Genomic DNA, 20,149 nt, shown 5'->3' with positions numbered 1-20,149 from the left:
TTGAGCATGACCTTTTCGGAAAATCGCATCACACTTTTCCGGATCATGCTCTAGTCGTTGTCATCATCATAGGGACGTGGTGGCGCGGCGACAGGCGGCGGCGCATTGTTGTAGCGCGGCGGCGGCACAGCCCGGCCGCGCGGGACCGGCTGCTGCGGCTGGGCCTGGTTGTTCGACTGGAACACCGCCCGGCATGCGCTCGAAAGCTGCGGCGTGTTCTGCTGCAGGCAGGTCACAATGCGGTTCGTGTCCGGAATCTGGTCGCTGCACAGGCGCCAGACATCCGGCGTGCACGCCATCTGCTGTTCCATTGTGCCGCGATAGTCCTGGGCTGATGCCGCGCCCTGCGCGACGATGCCGCTGACTGCAAGCGCCAGACCCATCGCAATTCGCTCTGTTCGCATGTCCCGATCCTTCTCGCTTTCCTTGATTTGTCTTCAATCAATGAGACGCGGTCAGGTTCTGAACCAACAAAAAAATGTGAAAATGCGGCGGGAACCTATTCCACCTTGCCGATCTTCTTCACCGCCGCGATCAGCCGCGCGCTGTCCGTCGCCACGAATTGCGAGAATGCCGGCGCGTCCTGATAGGCGGCCAGACTGCCCGAGGCCTCGAAGCTCCTGAGCACATCCGGACTCGTCATCACCTTCGCCATCGCTTCGCGCAGGCGGCTCGCGACCGGCGCAGGAAGAGCGCTCTGTGCAAAGAGCCCGGCCCAGATGTACATCTCGACGTCCTTGTAGCCGAGCTCCTGAAAGGTCGGAACGTCGGGGAAGCTCGCGATGCGCTGTGCGCCGCAATTGCCGAGCACGCGCAGCTTGCCGTCGTCGACCTGCGGCTTCAGGGTGCCGGGCGCGGCTGCTATCGCCTGCACGGTGCCGCTGAGCAGCGCGGTCAGCGCCGGGCCCGCGCCGCGGAACGGAACATGCAGCAACTTGATCTCGGCGCTGCTCGCGAACATCTCCATCGCGACATGCAGCGTCCCGTAAGGACCGGACGAGCCGTAAGTGATTTGGCCCGGCCGCTTCTTCGCATCCTCGACAAAATCCTGCGCCGTCTTCCACGGCGCCGAGGCCGGCACCGCGAGCAGCGTGGGATCGGCGAGGACGCGCGCGATCGGCATGAACTGCGAGACTTCGTACGCAACGGGTCGGTCGAACAGGCGATCGGCCTCGGGGAGCACCGCGAGCGAGGACAGCGTCATCAGCAGCGTGTAGCCGTCGGGCTCCGCGCGCGCCGCCGCAGCATTGCCGACCGATCCGCCGCCGCCACCGGCGCGGTTGTCGACAATGACGGGCTTGCCGAGGACCCGCTCCAGCGCCATCGCGACCGGACGCGCGGCAAGATCGGCCTGACCGCCCGCCGGAAACGGCACGATCATGGTGATGTTGCGCACCGGATAGGCTTGCGCGAAGGCCTTGTCAGGTAAAGCAGCCCGCAACAACGGCAATGCCGCAGCCGCGCGCAAGAGATCGCGTCGATCCATCATAGTCCCCTCGCCCCCGATTTTCTTTGTTTCGCTGGCAGCCTAACCGGCCGAGCGGCAAGAACAAGGCGTTTACGAAGTATTGACCATGTTCGGCCCGGCCCGGAACGCTTCCCTGAACCCGCTGTTGCCCTCTTGAGGGAGTGGGTGATGCGGAATCTTGCGACCATCGACGTCGCCCTGGACGAGATGCTGGTGAATCTCGCAGCGATCGTCTTGCGGCTTTCAAAGCCCGAATTGACGCGAACGCCGGAAGCGCGGCGCGCGCTGGCGCAATCGGTCCATCAATACGCCGCCTGCGCGGCACGCTCGAACGACCCACGTGTGCACGAATTGAAGACGCAGCTGGAAGGGACGCTGAAGCCAGCCTTGCGCATTGTCGCAATCGACGGCGTGAAGGTGTCGTGATCGGAAGTCGTAATCTGAAATGGTGGGCACGCTTCGCTTTGCCCACCCTACGATAGTTGTGCGGAGGATCGACGAGCGAGATCTCGTAGGGTGGGCAAAGGCGCGCTCTTCGCGCGCCGTGCCCACCATCATTCTCCGAACTGCCCCGCGATATCCCGCATATCCCCTCCCCAATCCACGGGGAGAGTGCCTTGGTCGACGTAGCGATGGAAGCTGCTGAGCGACCAATCGCGCACACGCGTGACGAGGCCATGCTTCACTGGATTGAAGTGGATGTAATCGACGTGGCGCTCCAAGTCCGCGTCGTCTCGAATCGCATGCTCCCAGTAGCGGCGCTGCCAAATTCCCTTCTCGCGCTTGAGTGACTTGCTTGCCGAGCGCTCCTGCGCTTCCAATCCTCGCGAGAAACCGCCCTTGATCAAATTCCAACGCGACGAAAAGTCGGAATCATTCTCCGGGAGCGACCAAATGGCATGGAGATGGTCGGGCAGGATACAGATCGCGACGGTCTCGAACGGTCGGCGCTGCTGAACGGTTTGGTAAATTCGTCTTAGGCGATCAACATGATCCGCGAGCAGAGTGCTTGAACGATCGGCGAGCACGACCGTAAAGAAGAATGTGCTGCCTTGTGTGCGCCGATATCGAGACATCTGCGATCCCATCAGGCAAAGGCGTGGGCACGCTTCGCTTTGCCCACCCTACGATAGCCGTTTGCAGGATAGACTAGCGAGATCACGTAGGGTGGGCAAAGGCGCAACGCGCCGTGCCCACCAAGGGATCTACCCCGCTTTGTTGACACCCTTCTTCGGCCGCCGCTTGCACGTGCCTGGCAGCTTCGCCGCGAGAAAATCGCCGAGCGCCTCGACGCGTGCGGGGCGCGGGCCGCCGGGTGGCGTCACCAGATGCACGGCGCCTTCGGCCTGCTTCCAGTCTTTCAGGATCACCTCAACCTCGCCGGACGAAATCGCCTCGCCGACGATGAACTCGGGCAGCTCGGCGATGCCGAGACCGGCGATCAGCGCCGGCATCACGGCTTCACCGTTGTTGACGCGAAGCTGTCCGCCCGGACGGACGCTCGCCTGCTCGCCTGCCGAATTGGTGTAGTTCCAGACATTGGGCGTCGAGAGATAGGCGTAGCTGAAGCATTTGTGTTCGGCGAGATGCATCGGATGCGTGGGCCGTCCATGGCGCTTCAGATAGGACGGCGCGGCCACCGTGAAGCGCGGCATGGTGAAAAGCCGCCGCGCGATCAGCGAGGAGTCCGGCAGCCGCGCGATCCGCACCGCCATGTCAAAACCCTCGCCGATCAGATCGATGGTCGCATCGCTCAGATGCAGATCGACCGAGACCTCCGGATAGGTTTCGAAGAACTCCGGCAGCAGCGGCGCCACCGCCTTGATCCCGAACGTCATGGGCACGGCGAGCCGGACCAGGCCGCGCGGCGCCACCGATTGCGCCAGCGCCTCGTTCTCGGCCGCCTCGCCGTCGACGAGCAGACGCGTGGCGCGTTCGGCGAGCTTGTGCCCGGCATCGGTCAGCGCCAGCCGCCGCGAGGTGCGGTTGAACAGCCGGGCACCGAGCCGTTCCTCCAGTCGCGTGACCGCCTTGGACACCGTTGCCTTGGACATCGCGAGCTCGCTCGCGGCCCCTGCAAACGACCGTAATTCCACGACTTTTGCGAAAATCGCGAGCGCCTCGAAATCGGGAAGTTTTGCCATGTGCGCCGGTCCAATTGGGGTATTCTGGGAAACAATGCGTTTCAACAGTTTCTATTTCTATACCACAGGCGGAGGCTTATCCAAGGGGCATCAGACATTCAGGAAATGGAGAAATCCAATGACCAAGAAGCTCTCAGGCAAGGTTGCCCTCGTCACCGGCGGCTCGCGCGGCATCGGCGCGGCCTCGGCCCGCGCTCTCGCCGATGAAGGTGCGGATGTCGCCATCAGCTATGTCGCCTCGCCCGAAAAGGCCGAGGCGGTCGTTACCGAGCTCAAGGCCCGCGGCGTCAAGGCCCGCGCTTTCAAGGCCGATCAGGCCTCGGCCAAGGACGTGACGCAGCTCGTCAATGACGTCGCCAGGGAATTCGGCCATCTCGACATCCTCGTCAACAATGCCGGCGTTGCCGCCGGCGGCGCGATCGACGATGCGAAGGCTGACACGGCCGCGCTTGAACGGCAGGATTCCATCAACGTACACGGCGTGATCGCGGCGATCCGCGCTGCTTCGCAATTGATGGGCGAAGGCGGCCGCATCGTCACCGTCGGCTCCATGCTCGCCGACCGCGCCTCGTTCCCGGGGCTTGCCGACTACGTCGCCACCAAGGCGGCCGTCGTCGGCTACACCAAGGGCGCGGCACGCGACCTCGGCCCGCGCGGCATCACCGTCAACGTGGTGCAGCCCGGCTCGATCGACACCGACATGAACCCGAAGGACGGCGGCGAGTTCGCCGAGACGCAGCGCAAGCAGCACGCGCTGCAGCGCTTCGGCCGCCCCGAGGAAGTCGCCGCCGGCGTCGTGTTCCTCGCAAGCCCGGAAGCCTCCTTCGTCACCGGCACGGTGCTCAACGTCGACGGCGGGTTCGGCGCCTGATCAAGGCGGCAGCCGTTCAACCCAAAGGATCACACAAAGGAATTACGCAGATGATCGAACTCAGACCTTTCGCAAAGCTCGGCGGCGCCGATCACGGCTGGCTCAAGGCCAAGCACCATTTCTCCTTCGCCAGCCACTACGATCCGAACAACATGGGCCACGGCGCCTTGCGGGTGTGGAACGACGACGAGATCGCGCCGAACACCGGCTTTCCCGCCCATCCTCACGCCAACATGGAAATCATCACCTATGTGCGCGAGGGCGCGATCACCCATCAGGACAGCCTCGGCAACGAGGGCCGCACCGAAGCGGGCGACGTGCAGGTGATGAGCGCCGGCAGCGGTGTTCGCCACTCCGAATACAATCTCGAGCCGACCAAGACCCGGATCTTCCAGATCTGGATCGAACCGACCGCGCGTGGCGGCCAGCCGACCTGGGGCTCGAAGCCGTTTCCGAAGGCGGACCGCACCGGCAAGCTCGTCACCATCGCCAGCGGGATCGAAGGTGACACCGATGCGCTGCCGATCCGCGCCGATGCACGGGTGCTCGCCACCACGCTGAAGGCCGGCGAGAGCGCGGAGTATGAGCCCGAGAGGTCGCGGCATCTCTATCTCGTGCCGGCGGCAGGCGCGGTCGAAATCAACGGCGTGCGCGTCAACGCCCGCGACGGCGCCGCGATCCGCGACGAGGACAAGCTGAAGATCACGGCGCTCGAAGACTCCGAGCTCGTGCTCGTCGACGCGGCTTAACAACGCGCTTCGTCATGGCCGGGCTTGTCCCGGCCATCCACGCCCCACCATGGGCGCACAAGAACGTGGATGCCCGGGACATCTAGCGCGAAGACGCGCTTCGCGCTTCTGCCCGGGCATGACGTCCCCCACAAACAGTCAACATCGATCCCAACGGAGACCACCATGACCAAAGTTCTCGTCCTCTATTATTCCGCCTATGGCCACATCGAAGCGATGGCCAACGCTGTTGCCGAAGGCGCGCGCGAGGCCGGCGCCACCGTCGACATCAAGCGCGTGCCCGAGCTGGTGCCGGCCGAAGTCGCCAAGGCGTCCTATTACAAGGTCGATCAGGCAGCACCCGTCGCCAAGATTGAGGACCTCGTCAATTACGACGCAATCATCGTCGGCACCGGCACCCGCTTCGGCCGCATGGCCTCGCAGATGGCGAACTTTTTGGACCAGGCCGGCGGGCTCTGGGCCAAGGGCGCGCTGCACGGCAAGGTCGGCGGCGCCTTCACCGCGAGCGCGACCCAGCATGGCGGCCAGGAGACGACGCTGTTCTCGATCATCACCAATTTGCTGCATTTCGGCATGGTCGTGGTCGGTCTGAACTACGGCTTCGCCGGCCAGATGAAGCTCGACGAGGTCACCGGTGGCGCCCCCTACGGCGCCACCACGATCACCGGCGGCGACGGCAGCCGCCAGCCCAGCGCCAACGAGCTCGCCGGCGCGCGCTATCAGGGCCGCCAGATCGCGGAGACCGCCAGGAAACTTCACGGCTGAGCCTCGCAGTTAGGCTTGGCGAACGACCGCATGGCTGATGCGACGGGGGCGGCGTTCTCATTCGGGAATGCCGCCCCATCTACGTGGTCGGGATATTTGACCAAAAGCGATACGAATGGCTTTCGAACTCTTGTTGATCGCGCAGATGATCCGCAGGCCTGCGCAAGCATTGGCGCGGCGCTGGTATTGCCGCAGCCTGTTCCGCGCCTCGCGCGGCCGGCTGCATTGCGCCGGGTGCGCGAAATCGTAAGGCGCGAGCGATCAGTCACGCCTGCGTGAGGTCGGCGTGCGGCTTGATTGAATTCGTCTGGACGGGTGCCGCAGCCGTCGAAAGCCACCAGCCCTCACCGGCAAACCAGCACATCTCGTCCGGAGCGCCCTCTCTGCGCAGCGACTGCACGCTCTCCCATCCTTTGGCGAACGCCTCGGCCAATCGCCGGCCGGCATCTGCGTCCTGCAGTCCCGCGCAGCCGATGAACTGGGCTCGACTCAGGAATTTCGCCGGCCAGACCGCGCCCTCGTCCGGGCGCGTGATCATCAACATGCCACCGAGCATGCCCTCCGGCGCCAACGGAAACACCAGCCGGCCGCCGGGCCGCAGCGCATCGAGCCATTCCGTGGCCGGCTGCGCCGCGCCCGCACAGACGTAGATCACATCCGCTCCCGGTAAATCGGACGCGATGCCCGAGCGATCTTCCAGCTCGACATGCGGGATGTGCTTCAGATTTTCGCGCGCGAGTGCCGCCAGGCGTTCGTCGATCTCATAGGCATGGACACGGCCCGAAGGTCCCGTGAGCTCGGCCAGAATGGCCGTGTAGTAGCCGCTGCCGGCACCGATCTGGATCACCGTCTCGCCTTCCCGCACGCCGCAGCCGCTGAGCCAATAGGCGTGCGCGCCCGGCATCCCGATATTGAGGCCGCGCGCCGGATCCAGCGCCAGAAGCGTGTTTTGATAGAGGAAGGCGGGGTCATCGTCGGGCGTCACGACATAGGGATGACCACCGACGGAGATCGACCACGGTCCGGGCCCAACGAAGGGTTCGCGCCTGACCGTGCGAAAGGCCTGTTCGATACGGGGATCCGTCGTCTTGGCTGCGGCGCAGATCAACTGCGCATAGAATGCGCGATATTTTGCCGAACGATCTTCCATGTCGCCTCCGGAAAGCGGAGGCGACGATAGCACAAAGCGCGCGATCATCGAAGCTCGGCGCAATCGAAGGCTTTGTGACAGCCCGGTGACATGTCGATCGCGCGGGCCACGCCTCAACCGCGTTCGGTCTTCTTCCTGATGAGGTCTTTACCGATCGGTCGCGCCGGCTCGCTCCGCAGCACGAGCGAGGTCGTCACAGCGCCGAAGCCGGCGATACGATCCACGATCGTCTCCAGATCTTCCGGCGCCGGAACCAGCACCTTGAGCACGAAGCAATCATCGCCGGTCACGCGATGGACTTCGACGATGTGCGGAATCTCGCTGAACCGTTTGAGGCAGGTCTTGATGTGCTCATGCGAGGTGCGCAGGCGGACCAGCGCCATCAGGCCGAGCCCTAGCGCGCGCGGATTGATGCGGGCGCCGTAGCCTTCGATAATCCCGGCTTCCTCGAGCCGCTTCACGCGCTCGGAGATGGCCGGCTGAGACAGCCCGACGGAACGGCCGAGCTCGGACAGCGGCACGCGCGCATTGGCCTGCAATGCCTCCAGGATCTTCAGATCCTTGGTGTCAATGCTTCCGAAGCGATCCAAGACAATTCTCCATTCCACCTTGAGATCATCGGCAGATGATCTCCTTCGCCGATGACTTGCCATGTGACGCAGCACCAAGACCGGCCACACTGCACGTGCATCTCAGATATCACGGGACGATCATGCACGACATCATCACCTTGCCCGGCCTCGGCGGCTCCGCAGAGACTCATTGGCAGACACTCCGGGAGCGCAACGATACACGTTTCACGCGGTTTCAGCCGGCGAGCTGGGACCGGCCGGAGCTCGCCGATTGGGAGCAATCCCTGGAACAGGTGGTCGGGCGCTGCGCGAAGCCGCCGGTGCTGGTCGCACACAGCCTCGCTTGCCTGCTGGTGGCGCACTGGGCCACGCGCTTCCCATCCACGATCGCGGGTGCTTTTCTGGTCGCGGTGCCCGATCCCGATGGCGCCAATTTTCCCGCGGAGGCGGCTGCGTTCAAGCCGGTACCGGACCGTACGCTGCGCTTCCCCTCGCTCATCATCGCCAGCACCGACGATCCCTTTGGCAGGCTCGATAAGACGCAGCAGCGGGCGCGTGCCTGGAAGTCCGGTCTGATCGTGCTGGGCGCCCTTGGCCACATCAATGCGTCGAGCGGGCTCGGCGACTGGCCGCAGGGTCGCGCGCTGCTGGACGCCTTCAGTGCCGGCCTTTCGAGATGACGCGGGTGCGGGCGGCCTCCGTCACCGCATCTTGCGTATCGCCCGGCTGGCGAAGGCGGCGAGCCTGGGATAGCGACGCAGGTTCTGCGCGGTATGGTCGCGCCATGCATAGGGAGCGCCGCGCCAGGACAGTGCGATGCTGACATCGGTCAATGCGACCTTCGCGGCGCCGAAGCGGCGCTTGTAGTCCTGGTTGCCGATGCTGAGATCGAAACGGCGCACGCCCTCTGCATGCAGCGCCGCCATGGTCCGTTCGGTGACGAGCAGCCCCGGCGAGCAGTTCGACCATGAATCGCCGGCGTGGCTGATGCGCAGGAGGAAATAGCTCGCACCAGACCTGACGCCGAACGTGGTGGCGACGACGGCCTCGTCGCAGACCAGCGCCGAGATGACGGCATAGCCCTCCGCGATACCCTGACGGGCGACCTCGCGATAGAATCGGGCATGAGCGTCGTCGTTGAGGACGAAGCGCGAGCCGAGCTTTCGCATGCGGGCCTGCTGCTGGACATCCATCACGTCCAGCAGCTCGCGCGCACGCGCGACATCCGCCGCGATCTCGAGCCGCGCGCCGGCATGACGGCTGAAGACCCGCCAGCAGCGCGGCATCTGCATGCGCTTGATCGAGGCCCGGTAGGCCTCATAGTCGTCGCCCGTCAGCACGAGATTGCCGTTGAGCGAGCAGGATCCGATCCGTCCGAGCGACACCAGTGGGTTCGGCTTGCCACCGACATGGGCCGGCATCTTCTTCAGCCGCAGCAGATCGAAGCGGTCGGGCAAGGCGCGCACCGCGTCGATCAGCGCCTTGCCGATCGCATCCGTCGCCGCAGCGTCCAACGCGGCATCGAGCGCCAGGATCGGCGCGTTGTTGTCGGAGACGCCGAGATCGGCGAATTCGACGATGCGGATGCCGCGCCTGATGTGGCTGATCATCGGCACCACCGCGATGTCCTTGCCGGTCGCGGCATCGGAGATCAATGCGATCAGCGGTGCAAAGTCGTGAAACGCCTCGTACCATGCGCCGAGCCAGTAACCGTGCTGGAATGCGGTGCGCTGCCCCGCGCTCAGGCGCGATGCGGCCTGCCGCCAGTCACGCACGAAATCGACAGCGATTCCCGACGTGCTGGACGCAAGACCATCTGATTGCTCGACGCTGAGAAACGTCATCCGCGGGACATGCGATTACTGAATGTTTCCAGATAGATTATGTTTGTCGCAGACCACAAGTGACGTAACGGCTTATCGTTAAGCCAACATCACTATCGCTTCGGCTGCGACAAGCTGTCAGCGCTCCGGTTCCGTCTGTTCAACGCATTGGAACCTGGCGAGGAAATGCAGGCCAGCCACTGCAAGCGCGAACATGAACCAGATCGGATTCTGCCGTTCGAGCAGGAAGGTCTCGGTGGCGCCGTAATACAGGCCAAACAGCCATACGGTGAGGAACAATTTTGCCAGCGCGCGACTATGGTTGTGAGCCTGGGCCGACTGGAAATTGCCGAGCGGTGCGAGCACGAAGACGAGAATCACCAGCAACAGCCCCGGCAAGCCGATGGTGACCGCGAGGTCGAGATAGCTGTTGTGGCTGTGCGCGGCGGACGTCGCCCATTCGGACCCCTGGGCAGTCTGCCGCGCGGTCACGTCGTCCCAGAACGCCGCATAGCCGTGACCGATGATCGGCTTCTCGGCGACGGCCGCGAGCGCGAATTCCCAGATCGCGGAACGGCCGGTGAAGGTGGGATCGAGCGGAAGCAGCCGCGTCAGCGCCCCGAGTGCCGGGCTCAAGACGCTGCCGACCGTCAGCAGGTTCATCACGATCAGCGGCACGAAGCAGATGAGCCGCTTCAGCCACAGGCCTGGCGTGACATAGACCAGCGAGGCGAGCGCGTAGATCGCAAGGCACAGCACCGTCGATGTCTTGCCGCCGGTGAAGATCAGGAAGATGCCGGCAAGCGCGGCGATCGCGGGCCCCATCACGAACGAGCCGACGCCGCAGAGATAAATACCGACATAGACCAGGATGGTCATCACCGGCGAAGCGATGTTCTTGTGGCCGAAGCTGCCGCGCCAGTCGCCGGCAAGCTGCGGCTCGGTGAGATCGAGCGCGGTGTGCATCGAATATTGCGGCGCGAGGAAGACGCCGAGATAGCACAGCACCAGCAGCACGAGCGCGGCGCCGCCTAGGCACAGGTTGAAAGTCCGCTGTGTCGGCGGCAGCAATGGCAACAGCATGGCGAGCGACGTCACGCTGACCGCCAGCACGAAGCGCTGGATCGAAACGCCGCGACTCTCGGAGAAGACGATGTTGATCAACAGCCAGCCGACCAGGCAAAGATGCAGTGGCGTCACCAGGCTCTTCAGCGCAGGCGCATCGGTGCCGGCGACGAACAGCATCGCGACCGCAGCCAGCAGACCCCAGGAGATATAGGTGAGCGCCATGCGCCCGCCGACGACCGTGGTCACATCCTCGTTGCGAAGGTCAGGAAACGGATCGAGCGTGATCAGCACCAGCAGCAGCGCCGCAACCGCGACGAGACAGCGCGCCGCCTGCGCGGCATTCAGCCCCGCGAGCCCATCGTGCAGGACGTGGCCCAGCGTTCGGGTCTCCACGTCGGTCATGTCAGCGACGCTGCGATCCATGGCTCGAGGCAAATGGTGAAGCCGGGGAAACTCGAAGTGTTAGCCCGTCCCTGTTAAGCATCCGTCAACCAGCACGCCCGAGGCCCGCGACGCCGTCTGCGGCCCCACGATGCTGCGCGCGATCTCGTAATATTGCAGCGCCCGCTGCTCCAGCGTGAGATTGTCGAGCACGAAGCCGCGCGGATCGAACGCATCAGCGGTGCACCCGGCCCAGAAACAATCCCAGCCCGCCTCGAACCCCGCGATGTCGATGAACTTGGCGCCGCAGCGGTCATCCCAATACGGCACCGACGACACCGGCGCGAACTGGACGCGGTGCGGATAATAATCCGGGTCGCGCCACGGGCCGCCGGGGTCCCAGGCGAACACCGGCACGCCGCAGGACAGAGCCTGCTGATAGGCGATGCCCTGGCTCTCGTTCTGGCACAGGAAGATCATCGCGCGCGAGCGCGCCAGCGCGGCCTGATAGTCTTCTTCCTTGTAGCTGCCGTAGCGCAATTCCGTGAACGAGCGGCCCTCCTTGAGGAGGCGGGCGCGGACGGGCTCGATCAGCTCCGGCGCGTAGCGCTCGCGGTCCCAATGGACCTTGTCGTAGATCAGGACGTCGACGGTCTTTTGCGACGGCGCCGATGGCGCCCAGAGATCCGTGTCGATGCCGATCGGCCAGGCCTCCGTGTCGGGCCAGTACGGCCGGTACATGTCGACGTACCAAGGGCCGGGCACCACGACCTTCTTCACCGGCAGCCGCTTGAACAGATCAGGATCGTCCAGCGGATGATTGTGGGCGGCAACGCCGAGCAGGATCGGATTCTTCCACGCGAACTTGTCGAGCAGGAAGGTGCGGCCGATGATGCAGGCGAGTTCGTCGGGATGCTGCGCGATGTAACCGTAATCGTTGACGCGGTAGCGGATACCGAGCCGGTCGAGCCCTGCGCAGAGATTGAGGAACACGCGAAGCTGCCCGCTCATGCGCGGCTCACCGAGCAGCATCCGGCGCGCCATGCGCCGCAGATGCCGGTCGCCGGGAAACCAGCGATCGTCCTTGTCCTCGTAGAAGAGGTTGAGGACGATGGCATCGGGGTCGTGTTCGAACGTCTTTGCGGGCACTAGATCCATCCGCGGCAAACAGGTCGGCATTCTCGCATGGGACCGGCTGTCGCACTCTTCCAAATTTGCGACAGGCTTAATGCCCGCGGCTTAACGCTAATCTACGAAACCAGAAACACGCAGGCCTTCGCGACAACGATTTGGCCGTAATGCGAGTATCATTCGCGGCGGGCCAATGTTGCGATTGATCGCAATGCCAGTCGGCAGATGCGCCCTGGTTAACAGACCCCTAAAGGCGAGCCGTGGCTCTGATCACCGCCGAAGATGTTCTCGATTTACCGGCTACCTCGCGCGTCGTTCCGGCGCCGCGTCTCCCGCTGCCGGCCGGCTCAACCACATCGGTGTCCGTCGTCATTCCCGCCAAGAACGTTGCGGCCTATATCGGCGAAACCCTCACCAGCGCGCTGGCGCAAGGCGAGATCACCGAAGTGATCGTCGTCGACGACGGCTCGAGCGACACCACCACGGCCATCGTCCGCGCCATTCGTGACCCGCGGCTGCGCCTGATGACCAACGAATCCGCCGGCGTATCCGCCGCGCGCAATCTCGGCGCACGATATGCGAGCGGCGAATGGCTGCTCTTCCTCGATGCCGACGACCGCCTGCGCCCCGGTGCGGTCGCGGCGCTGCTGGCGGCGGCCCGCAATGCTCCGCGCGCGGTTCTCGTCTACGGCGACTACAACACGATCGACAGCGAGGGACGGCAGATCGGCCGGCGGGGCCTGCTGAAGGGACGCCGCAAGCCGTCCGGCGACGTGCTGGCGCGGCTCGCGGCCGGCAATTTCATCGTCAATGGCGGCATCGCGCTCGCACGTGCGGAGGCCTTCCGCGCCATCGGCGGCTTCGACCCTTCCCTCAGATATTGCGAGGACTGGCATTGCTGGTGCCGCCTCGCCGCCATCGGCGAGTTCGAGTTCGCACCAAAGCTTCTGCTCGACTATCGCCTGCACACCGCCAACACCATGAATGCGGCCGTGCGGACGCCGAAGGACTTCTTCCCTGCGATCGCGCGGGTGTTCGACGATGGGCTGATCCTGGCGAGACTGCCCGAGGGTACGGCGGCCGGGCTGCGCCAGGCCGCCGAGGTCCATCTCGTCACCTATTCGGCGATGCAGGCCGTCCGCTTCGGCAGATATCGCGACGCCTTGGCTTATCTCGGGATGGTCGGCCGGCGCTCGCTCAAATCGCTGCCCCGCGCCGCGGTCAGGGTCGCCCTCGCCCGTTTGGGCATCTAACCCGCGTCAAGATACGATTTTCGACGCTTCGTAGGGCTTCGGTGCGAAGCCGAATGCTGCGAGCATGGAGCCAAGCGCGACCAGCGCGGGATGCATGGCGACGACGGCCTTCGATGTCGCGAGAAGACGAGCGGAACGCGCCAGCGACAGCGGCAGCCGTCCGAGCATCTGCGCGAACACTCGCGCCCGCGCGCCCGCGCCCTGTGCGGCCTTGTACTGCACGCGATAATTGATAGCGCCAATACGCAGGCCGCGCTTGGCGATCCAGCCGAGGCTGGTGCGGCTTTGCGGCACGGTCTCGGTGATGACCGCCTCAGCCGTCCAGTGGAAGATCATGCCGGCATCGCGGCACCGCACGAAGAAATCGCAATCGCCGCCGCCGAGGAAATTGAAGCGCAGGTCGAACGCGGGACGATCGAACCGCTCGAACGCCGCACGCGTGATCAGGCAGTTGCCACAGCCATAGATCAGCGGCACCGCGCCGCTGTAATCATAGGCGGGGCAGAAGGCGGGATGATGTGCGAGCCAGGGCTTGCTGTCGTCGTCGAAGACCGGCAGCACCGGCCCGCCGACCACGTCGGCGCCGGTCGCCTCCGCGGTGCGAACCATCAGCTCGAGCCAGTCGGGCGAAGCGATCTCGTCGTCGTCGATCATCAGGAAGCGGGTCGCGGCGGGAAACAGCGCCTGCGCCGTCTCGAAGGCGGCGTTGATCGCCTGGCAATTGCCCTGCCGCTTCTCGACCAGGCAAACGCCCTGGAGCCGGCCGTCGGCCAGATACTCCGCGGCAACCGGCGCGCTTTCGCGCCCCGCCGCGTCGTTCTCGACCATGACCACCGCGAAGGAGCGCGGGGTGCGCTGGCTCACGAGCGAGTCCAGTGTCAGCCGCAGATGGTGCGGGCGGCGGAAGCAGGGAATGCAGACGACGATGCCGACCGACAGGTCGATGACGCGGGAGCTCGCCGCGATCTCCCGGTTGGGATCGCGCACGGCATCCGAGATCCGGCTGGCGGAAAGGTCTGTCGGGATCAGCGTCATGGCATCCTAGATGTCCGATATGTATTGAAAAAGCCCTGCGTCAATCACGCAGTAATCGGCGCTGTCCTGCGACGGCACATCGCCGCGGGACAGATCAGTCCCAAAATGAACGGCGGGCCCGAGGCTCGCGACGGCGCAACGCCGCGGATCTCCCGCCCTTCATACGCTTAACCGCTTTTGCGCGTTTCTCCTGCAAGTCCCCGCATACGTGATAGTGCAATTCGCAGTCCATCACGCGCACGACAGCGCAACATGGACAATGCCGTAGTTAACGCCTGCCCGCATTAACCCGACCGTAAGCACCGCGACCGGTGAAGCGGCGCGGCATCGGATTTGCTCTTCGGGCATGCGAGATTTTTCCTGTAAATTTGAGTCGAACAAGCGCGGTCAGAAAAAATGAACAAGCCAGCCTCGATCGATTTCGCGACAGCCACGGCGATTCAAATCCCAGCGGCCGGTGCACGCACCCAGGCGCTGCACGATCTGGTCCCCGGCGAAGCCCGCGACAGCCTGCTCGCCGTCCACGACGTGCTACGCCGCGAGCTGCCGCAGGGCCAGCTCGCCACCTACGAGGCCGGCGGCGGCTCGTGCAGCGTCCTGCCACCGGAACTGCTCAACCGCAGCAAGGTCACCGTCGTCGACATCGACGAGGACCAGGTCCGCAACAACACCTACGCGGACGAGGCGATCCTCGGCGACGTGCAGACTTACAGCTTTGGACGCGAAACCTTCGATCTGGTGATCTGCTACAACGTGATCGAGCATCTGCCCCATGTCGATGCCGCGCTCCTGAATTTCCGCGACGCGCTCAAGCCCGGCGGAATGATCCTGATCGGCGCACCCAATCCGCGCTCGCTGTCGGGCGTCGTCACCAAATACTCGCCGCACTGGTTTCATGTCTGGTTCTACCGGAATATCCGCGGCATCAAGGATGCCGGCCTGCCCGGCGAGCCGCCGTTCCCGACCTTCTTCCATCCGCTGGTGACGCTGCCGCGGCTCGAAGCATTCGCCGCGGCCAACGGCCTCGAGACGATCTACCGCCGCGAGGTCGAGAGTCCGCGCTATCCCGAGATGCGCCGGCGCAAGCCGCTGTTCGCCGCTCTGGTCGATGCCGGCGCCGCCGTGATGAACGCCGTGCTGCCGGACAGGATCGACGTTCGCCGCGGCGATTACCACGTCATCCTACGGAAGCGCTGACAATCATGACACGCGCGCGGTCCATCGCAGGACGAGCGAAGCCTGGCGGCCTCGCTGCGCGCGGTAACGAACCGTTAATTCCTTGGGGACCTCAGCGTCACCGCGACGCGTCGAAGAGTGGCATGCGCTTAAACGCTTTGTTTGCCATTTCGGTGAATAGTCCCTCAATGAGTATGGTTAATTTTCCCTGTTGCGTTGATTGGGCACCTATATCCCGGGTGCGTGGCGTAAAGCGAAGAGTAACCCCTCAGCCCGCGGTCGTTGGAATGAAAGCTGGGGACTATGCTTGACTACAACCAGCCGATAGATCGGGCCGGACCGGAGGCCCCGCAGCAGAGGTCTCAAGCCGGCTTCAACGTGCTGGAGCTCGTCAATCTGCTCTGGCGGCGGAAGATCGCGATTGCCGCTGCCGCGCTCCTCGGCGCGACGCTTGCCGTCACCGCGGGCAAGAGCGTGACGCCCCGCTACACCGCCACCGCCCAGCTCTATGTCGACCCGCGCGAGCTTCAGCTCGTCGATCGCGAGCTCACGCCGCGTGCCCAGGACGTCTCCGGCATGGCCATGGTGGTGGAGAGCCAGGCGCGCCTGATTACCTCGAACAGCGTGCTGCTCCAGGTGATCCAGCAGGCCAATCTGGACAAGGATCCCGAATTCGGCGGCGGCGGTGATGCCAGGAGCCTGCTGTCGTCGCTGCTCGGCCTGATCGGCCTTCAGCCCCGCGCGCCCTCCGCCGCGGAGACGAAGGAAGTGCAGCTCGCGGCGCTCGACGCGCTGAACAGGCACATCACGGTCCGCAAGACCGAGAAGAGCTTCATCGTCGACATCGAGGTCTGGTCGACCGATCCGGCGAAAGCGGCGATGCTCGCCAACACGCTGACAAATGCCTACCTCGCCGAATCCCGCAACTCGCAGGCTTCGGCCGCGCGGCGCGCCACCAACGATCTCTCCGGCCGCCTCAAGGAGTTGCGCGAGCGGCTGCGCAGTGCCGAGACCGCGCTCGCCACCTACAAGGCCCAGAACAATTTCGTCGGCACCCAGGACGCGCTGATCAGCGACCAGCAGCTCTCCGCCAGCAACCAGCGGCTTTCCGCGGCCCGCGCGGCGACGATGGACGCACAGGCGCGGCTCGACCAGATCGAGGCGAGCCGGCGCACCGCTGCCGATGCCGGCGCGAATTCGGAAGCGCTGCAATCGCCGACCATCGCGAACCTGCGCGCGCAATATGCCGACGCGCGCAAGAAGTATGCGGAGCAGGCCGGCGAGCTCGGCCCGCGGCATCCGGCGCTGCGCCAGACCGAGAAGCAGGTCGAGGATCTCAAGCGCACCATCAACGAAGAGATCGATCGCTTCGCGCAGTCCGCCAAGAACGATCTGACGCGCGCCCGCGACTTTGAAGCCTCGCTCAACCGGGCGCTGGAAGCGCAGAAGCGGCAGAGCGTCCAGCTGAGCCAGGCCGCCGTGCGCCTGCGCGAGCTCGAACGCGAGGCCGATGCCAGCCGCGACGTCTATCAATCCTTCCTCAAGCGCTCGCGCGAGACCGAGGAGCAGGAGACCCTGAACACCTCGGCGGCCCGCGTCATCGGCGAAGCCACCGTGCCGCAGCGGCGCTCGTTCCCGCCGGCGATGAGCATGTTCGCCATGATCGGCTTCATCTTCGGCGCGCTCGCTGCTGCAAGCTGGTTCGTCGCGGCCGAGCTGCTGTCCGCCGGTGCGACCGCGCCGGCAGCGCCCACACCGGCCCGTCGTGAGCGCACGCCGGCACAGCGGCCTCCGCGCGCGCCGGAGGTTTCACGGACACCGGAGGTAGCCCAGCCGCAGCCGGCTCCGCGAGCTCCGGAAATTGCGCAATCTCTACCGGAGCTCGCCGCGCCATCGCTGCAGCCGGAGATGGACGAAAATACGCTGATCGGAAAGCCGCTGATCGCGCGCCTCCAGGAGGCCGACGTCATTCACACGCTCGGCGCCATCCTCGCCACCGGCGGCGGTGTCGATCTGACCCGGCTTGGCTGGCCGACGCTGCGCCCCGGCTTTCCGCTGACGACGCTGCTCAACGCCTGGCGCGACATGCGCACTGCTGTGGCCCGGCGTGCCGGCGGCAAGGCCATGCCGGTCATCGCGCTCGTCGGCGCGGGCGAGACCACCGGGCGCAGCGTGACCGCGCTGAATTTCGCACTCGCGGCCGCGCGCGACGGCGCCCGCGTGCTGATGATCGATGCCGACCATCAGGCACACTCGCTCTCCAACAAGGTGAGCCGCCCCGGCAAGAGCGAGCCGAGCCGACTCGGCTGGCTCTCGATCGGCAGCAAGGCCTCGCGCGAGATCAAGACGGTCAACGGCATCTCGGTGCTGCCGGCCGCCGACGGCGATGCCGGCAAGGCGACTGAAGCCATGCGCAAGGCCATCGAGCAGGCGCGCGCCGCCGGCGGCTACGATCTCGTGATCCTCGACGGCCCCGTGACGCCGCTTGGTGCGGCCAGCCGCAAGCTGCTCGACGACGCCGACGCGCTGGTGGCGGTGCTGCCGACCAGCCTCGACATCAACGACGGCCTGGAAGAAATCCTGAACACGCTCGGCCGCGCCGAGCGCAAGCTCGTCGGCGTCGTGCTCGACGAGCTCACCCCCGCAACTCAAGCGCGCCAGCGAGGCAGACAATATGCTTGAGCGCCGCGTCAATCTGGACGGCCGGGCCGCAACCGCCGACGTGCCGCGGATCACTATCGGCGGCCTTCGCATGGCCGCGCTCGACCTGGAAGCAACTGCCGATTTCATGATCGAGGCGACCGATCCTGACAATCGCATCGGCCGTCCGCTGCACCTGACCTCGGCCAATGGCGAGGTGTTGGCGCGCTGCTCGACCGAACCGGAGACCGAACGCCTGTTCCGCGGCGCCGACCTCATCAACGCCGATGGCCAGCCCCTGGTCGCGGCGTCAAAGCTGCAATCCTGGTTTCCGCTGCCGGAGCGCGTCGCCACCACCGATTTGTTCCACGTGGTCGCGCGCAAGGCCGAAGCCGTCGGCCGCACTTTCTACATGTTCGGTGCCAGCGAGGAAGAGAACGCCGCGGCGGTCGCGAATGTCCAGCAGCTGTATCCAAACCTCAAGATCGTCGGGTACAGCCACGGCTATCTGCGCGGCGACGCCCTGCGCGCGAAAGTCGAGGAGATCAACGCGCTCGCGCCGGATTACCTCTGGGTCGCGCTCGGCGTGCCCAACGAGCAGGCATTCGTCGAGCAATACACGCCGCTGCTGACCAATGTTGGCGTTATCAAGACATCCGGCGGCTTGTTCAACTTTTTATCGGGCAGCCGGTCCCGCGCGCCGCAATGGATGCAGAAGATCGGGCTCGAATGGGCCTGGCGCACAATGCTCGAGCCACGCCGCCTGCTCTGGCGCTATTTGACCACCAACCCTCGCGCGCTCTATCTTCTCTTCAGCCGCAAACGGCCTTCCAATCGCTGAGAGAAGAGTAGAAGACGACATGACCGACCGACCGACCGTCCTCGTCACCGGGGGCGCGGGCTATATTGGCTCGCATGCCTGCCGCGCACTGTCTGCCGCCGGCTATCAGCCCGTCGTTTATGACAATCTCTCGACAGGTCATCGCAGCTTCGTCGCGGGTCCGCTGGTGACGGGCGACCTGCTCGACGGCGCCGCGCTGGCGCGCGCCTTCGCCGACCACAAGGTCACGGCGGTGATGCATTTCGCGGCGGCAAGCCTCGTCGGCGAGTCCATGACCGACCCGCAGAAATACTACATCAACAACGTCCAGGGCACGCTGTCGCTGCTGCAGGCGATGCGCAACGCAGGCTGCCAGCGCATCGTGTTCTCCTCGACCGGCGCCGTCTACGGCAACGCCGATTCCAAGGAGCTGCCGGAGGACTTCCCCTGCGCACCGATCAATCCCTACGGCGCGTCGAAATGGATGATCGAGCGCATGCTCGCCGATTATCGCGCAGCCTATGGCTTCGGCGCGTTCTGCCTGCGCTATTTCAACGCCAGCGGCGCCGACCAGGCCGGCGGCATCGGCGAGTTGCGTGACAACGAAACGCATCTCATTCCGCGCGCCATGATGGCGCTCCAGGGCCATGTCGACTTCGCCGTGTTCGGCGACGATTACGACACGCCCGACGGCACCGCGATCCGCGACTACATCCACGTCACCGACCTCGCTGCGGCGCATGTCGCAGCACTGAAGCTCCTGGAAACGGGACATGCCGGCGGCAGCTTCAATCTCGGCACCGGTTCCGGCTTTTCGGTCCGCGAGATCCTGAACGCCATCAGGCAGGAGACCGGCCGCGAGGTGCCGCACACCATGAAGCCGCGTCGCGCCGGCGATCCCACTTATCTGGTCGCCGATGCCTCCGCCGCGCGAAAAGTGCTGAACTTCGTGCCGCGCCATTCCGATCTAAAGACGGTGATCCGGACTGCCTGGGCCTGGCACCAGACAGCGCATCCGCTCAGGACGCGCTAGACACCCGTATTACGGCTTGCCGGTCGGGCCCCCGAGCGGCTAAAGAGATGATCACAGCCGGCGGCGGCGC

General features: G+C 65.1%; 20 protein-coding genes. 10 read left to right on the top strand and 10 right to left on the bottom strand.

The features are described from left to right. Window positions 1-50 precede the first annotated feature (50 nt). Both AB7535_RS43180 and AB7535_RS43175 read right to left on the bottom strand, forming a co-directional pair. Window positions 51-404: a hypothetical protein gene (locus AB7535_RS43180; protein ID WP_085403389.1), complete on the bottom strand. Its 354-nt coding sequence runs from the start codon at window positions 402-404 to the stop codon at window positions 51-53. Between the two features lie 95 nt (window positions 405-499). Continuing rightward, window positions 500-1,486, bottom strand: a complete 987-nt coding sequence (locus AB7535_RS43175) for a tripartite tricarboxylate transporter substrate binding protein (RefSeq protein WP_085403438.1) — start codon at window positions 1,484-1,486, stop codon at window positions 500-502. Between the two features lie 150 nt (window positions 1,487-1,636). Between AB7535_RS43175 and AB7535_RS43170 the strand changes: the two genes are divergently transcribed. Further along, entirely contained in the window at window positions 1,637-1,894 is a 258-nt protein-coding gene (locus AB7535_RS43170) for a hypothetical protein (RefSeq protein WP_085403390.1), read from the top strand. 128 nt (window positions 1,895-2,022) lie between these two features. Here AB7535_RS43170 and AB7535_RS43165 read toward each other — a convergent pair whose 3' ends face one another. Both AB7535_RS43165 and AB7535_RS43160 read right to left on the bottom strand, forming a co-directional pair. Beyond that, the gene (locus tag AB7535_RS43165; RefSeq protein ID WP_085403391.1) at window positions 2,023-2,544 is read right to left on the bottom strand and encodes an REP-associated tyrosine transposase; all 522 of its coding nucleotides are present in this window, start codon (window positions 2,542-2,544) and stop codon (window positions 2,023-2,025) included. A 129-nt stretch (window positions 2,545-2,673) separates the two neighbouring features. Then, window positions 2,674-3,612: a LysR family transcriptional regulator gene (locus AB7535_RS43160; protein WP_085403392.1), complete on the bottom strand. Its 939-nt coding sequence runs from the start codon at window positions 3,610-3,612 to the stop codon at window positions 2,674-2,676. Window positions 3,613-3,730: 118 nt separating this feature from the next. Here AB7535_RS43160 and AB7535_RS43155 point away from each other — a divergent pair, with 118 nt between their 5' ends. From AB7535_RS43155 to wrbA, 3 genes are all read left to right on the top strand, one after another. After that, the gene (locus AB7535_RS43155) at window positions 3,731-4,483 is read left to right on the top strand and encodes an SDR family NAD(P)-dependent oxidoreductase (RefSeq protein ID WP_028147961.1); all 753 of its coding nucleotides are present in this window, start codon (window positions 3,731-3,733) and stop codon (window positions 4,481-4,483) included. Window positions 4,484-4,533: 50 nt separating this feature from the next. Beyond that, a complete protein-coding gene (locus tag AB7535_RS43150) occupies window positions 4,534-5,232 on the top strand; it encodes a pirin family protein (protein ID WP_085403393.1) in 699 nt (232 codons plus the stop codon). A 165-nt stretch (window positions 5,233-5,397) separates the two neighbouring features. Next, window positions 5,398-5,997, top strand: coding sequence for an NAD(P)H:quinone oxidoreductase (wrbA, locus tag AB7535_RS43145; RefSeq protein WP_071909485.1), 600 nt, complete (start codon window positions 5,398-5,400; stop codon window positions 5,995-5,997). A 265-nt stretch (window positions 5,998-6,262) separates the two neighbouring features. Here the strand turns inward: wrbA and AB7535_RS43140 are convergent, their stop codons facing one another. Beyond that, window positions 6,263-7,147: a protein-L-isoaspartate O-methyltransferase family protein gene (locus tag AB7535_RS43140; protein WP_085403439.1), complete on the bottom strand. Its 885-nt coding sequence runs from the start codon at window positions 7,145-7,147 to the stop codon at window positions 6,263-6,265. A gap of 113 nt (window positions 7,148-7,260) precedes the next feature. Then, window positions 7,261-7,737: an Lrp/AsnC family transcriptional regulator gene (locus tag AB7535_RS43135; protein WP_014491880.1), complete on the bottom strand. Its 477-nt coding sequence runs from the start codon at window positions 7,735-7,737 to the stop codon at window positions 7,261-7,263. A 122-nt stretch (window positions 7,738-7,859) separates the two neighbouring features. On the opposite strand from AB7535_RS43135, the gene AB7535_RS43130 reads away from it, so the two are divergent. Next, complete coding sequence (locus AB7535_RS43130) at window positions 7,860-8,399, top strand: RBBP9/YdeN family alpha/beta hydrolase (protein WP_085403394.1); 540 nt, start codon at window positions 7,860-7,862, stop codon at window positions 8,397-8,399. Between the two features lie 21 nt (window positions 8,400-8,420). Here the strand turns inward: AB7535_RS43130 and AB7535_RS43125 are convergent, their stop codons facing one another. The 3 genes from AB7535_RS43125 to AB7535_RS43115 form a co-directional block, all read right to left on the bottom strand. Then, window positions 8,421-9,563, bottom strand: a complete 1,143-nt coding sequence (locus tag AB7535_RS43125) for a GNAT family N-acetyltransferase (RefSeq protein ID WP_085403395.1) — start codon at window positions 9,561-9,563, stop codon at window positions 8,421-8,423. Between the two features lie 117 nt (window positions 9,564-9,680). After that, a complete protein-coding gene (locus AB7535_RS43120; RefSeq protein ID WP_085403396.1) occupies window positions 9,681-11,033 on the bottom strand; it encodes an O-antigen ligase family protein in 1,353 nt (450 codons plus the stop codon). Window positions 11,034-11,072: 39 nt separating this feature from the next. Next, window positions 11,073-12,140, bottom strand: a complete 1,068-nt coding sequence (locus AB7535_RS43115) for a glycosyltransferase (RefSeq protein WP_085403440.1) — start codon at window positions 12,138-12,140, stop codon at window positions 11,073-11,075. Window positions 12,141-12,388: 248 nt separating this feature from the next. Between AB7535_RS43115 and AB7535_RS43110 the strand changes: the two genes are divergently transcribed. Next, window positions 12,389-13,375 (top strand): glycosyltransferase, encoded by a 987-nt coding sequence (locus tag AB7535_RS43110; RefSeq protein WP_085403441.1) that lies wholly within the window; start codon window positions 12,389-12,391, stop codon window positions 13,373-13,375. A 6-nt stretch (window positions 13,376-13,381) separates the two neighbouring features. Here the strand turns inward: AB7535_RS43110 and AB7535_RS43105 are convergent, their stop codons facing one another. Then, window positions 13,382-14,410, bottom strand: a complete 1,029-nt coding sequence (locus AB7535_RS43105) for a glycosyltransferase family 2 protein (protein WP_085403397.1) — start codon at window positions 14,408-14,410, stop codon at window positions 13,382-13,384. Between the two features lie 396 nt (window positions 14,411-14,806). Here AB7535_RS43105 and AB7535_RS43100 point away from each other — a divergent pair, with 396 nt between their 5' ends. The 4 genes from AB7535_RS43100 to galE all read left to right on the top strand — a co-directional run bounded on the left by AB7535_RS43100 (window position 14,807) and on the right by galE (window position 20,079). Continuing rightward, window positions 14,807-15,607, top strand: a complete 801-nt coding sequence (locus AB7535_RS43100) for a class I SAM-dependent methyltransferase (RefSeq protein WP_085403398.1) — start codon at window positions 14,807-14,809, stop codon at window positions 15,605-15,607. Window positions 15,608-15,889: 282 nt separating this feature from the next. After that, window positions 15,890-18,268, top strand: a complete 2,379-nt coding sequence (locus tag AB7535_RS43095; protein ID WP_439037198.1) for an exopolysaccharide transport family protein — start codon at window positions 15,890-15,892, stop codon at window positions 18,266-18,268. Next, window positions 18,261-19,067 carry a WecB/TagA/CpsF family glycosyltransferase gene (locus tag AB7535_RS43090; RefSeq protein WP_085403400.1) on the top strand — a complete coding sequence of 269 codons (807 nt, stop codon included), beginning with the start codon at window positions 18,261-18,263 and terminating at the stop codon, window positions 19,065-19,067. The genes AB7535_RS43095 and AB7535_RS43090 overlap by 8 nt, the downstream gene beginning before the upstream one ends. A gap of 19 nt (window positions 19,068-19,086) precedes the next feature. Then, on the top strand, window positions 19,087-20,079 hold the full coding sequence (gene galE, locus AB7535_RS43085) for a UDP-glucose 4-epimerase GalE (RefSeq protein WP_085403401.1): 993 nt from the start codon (window positions 19,087-19,089) through the stop codon (window positions 20,077-20,079). Window positions 20,080-20,149: the final 70 nt, after the last annotated feature.

It is taken from the genome of Bradyrhizobium sp. 956_D2_N1_4, from assembly GCF_052076025.1.
Classification (GTDB): domain Bacteria; phylum Pseudomonadota; class Alphaproteobacteria; order Rhizobiales; family Xanthobacteraceae; genus Bradyrhizobium; species Bradyrhizobium barranii.
This window is presented reverse-complemented; position numbering and strand designations above follow the sequence as displayed.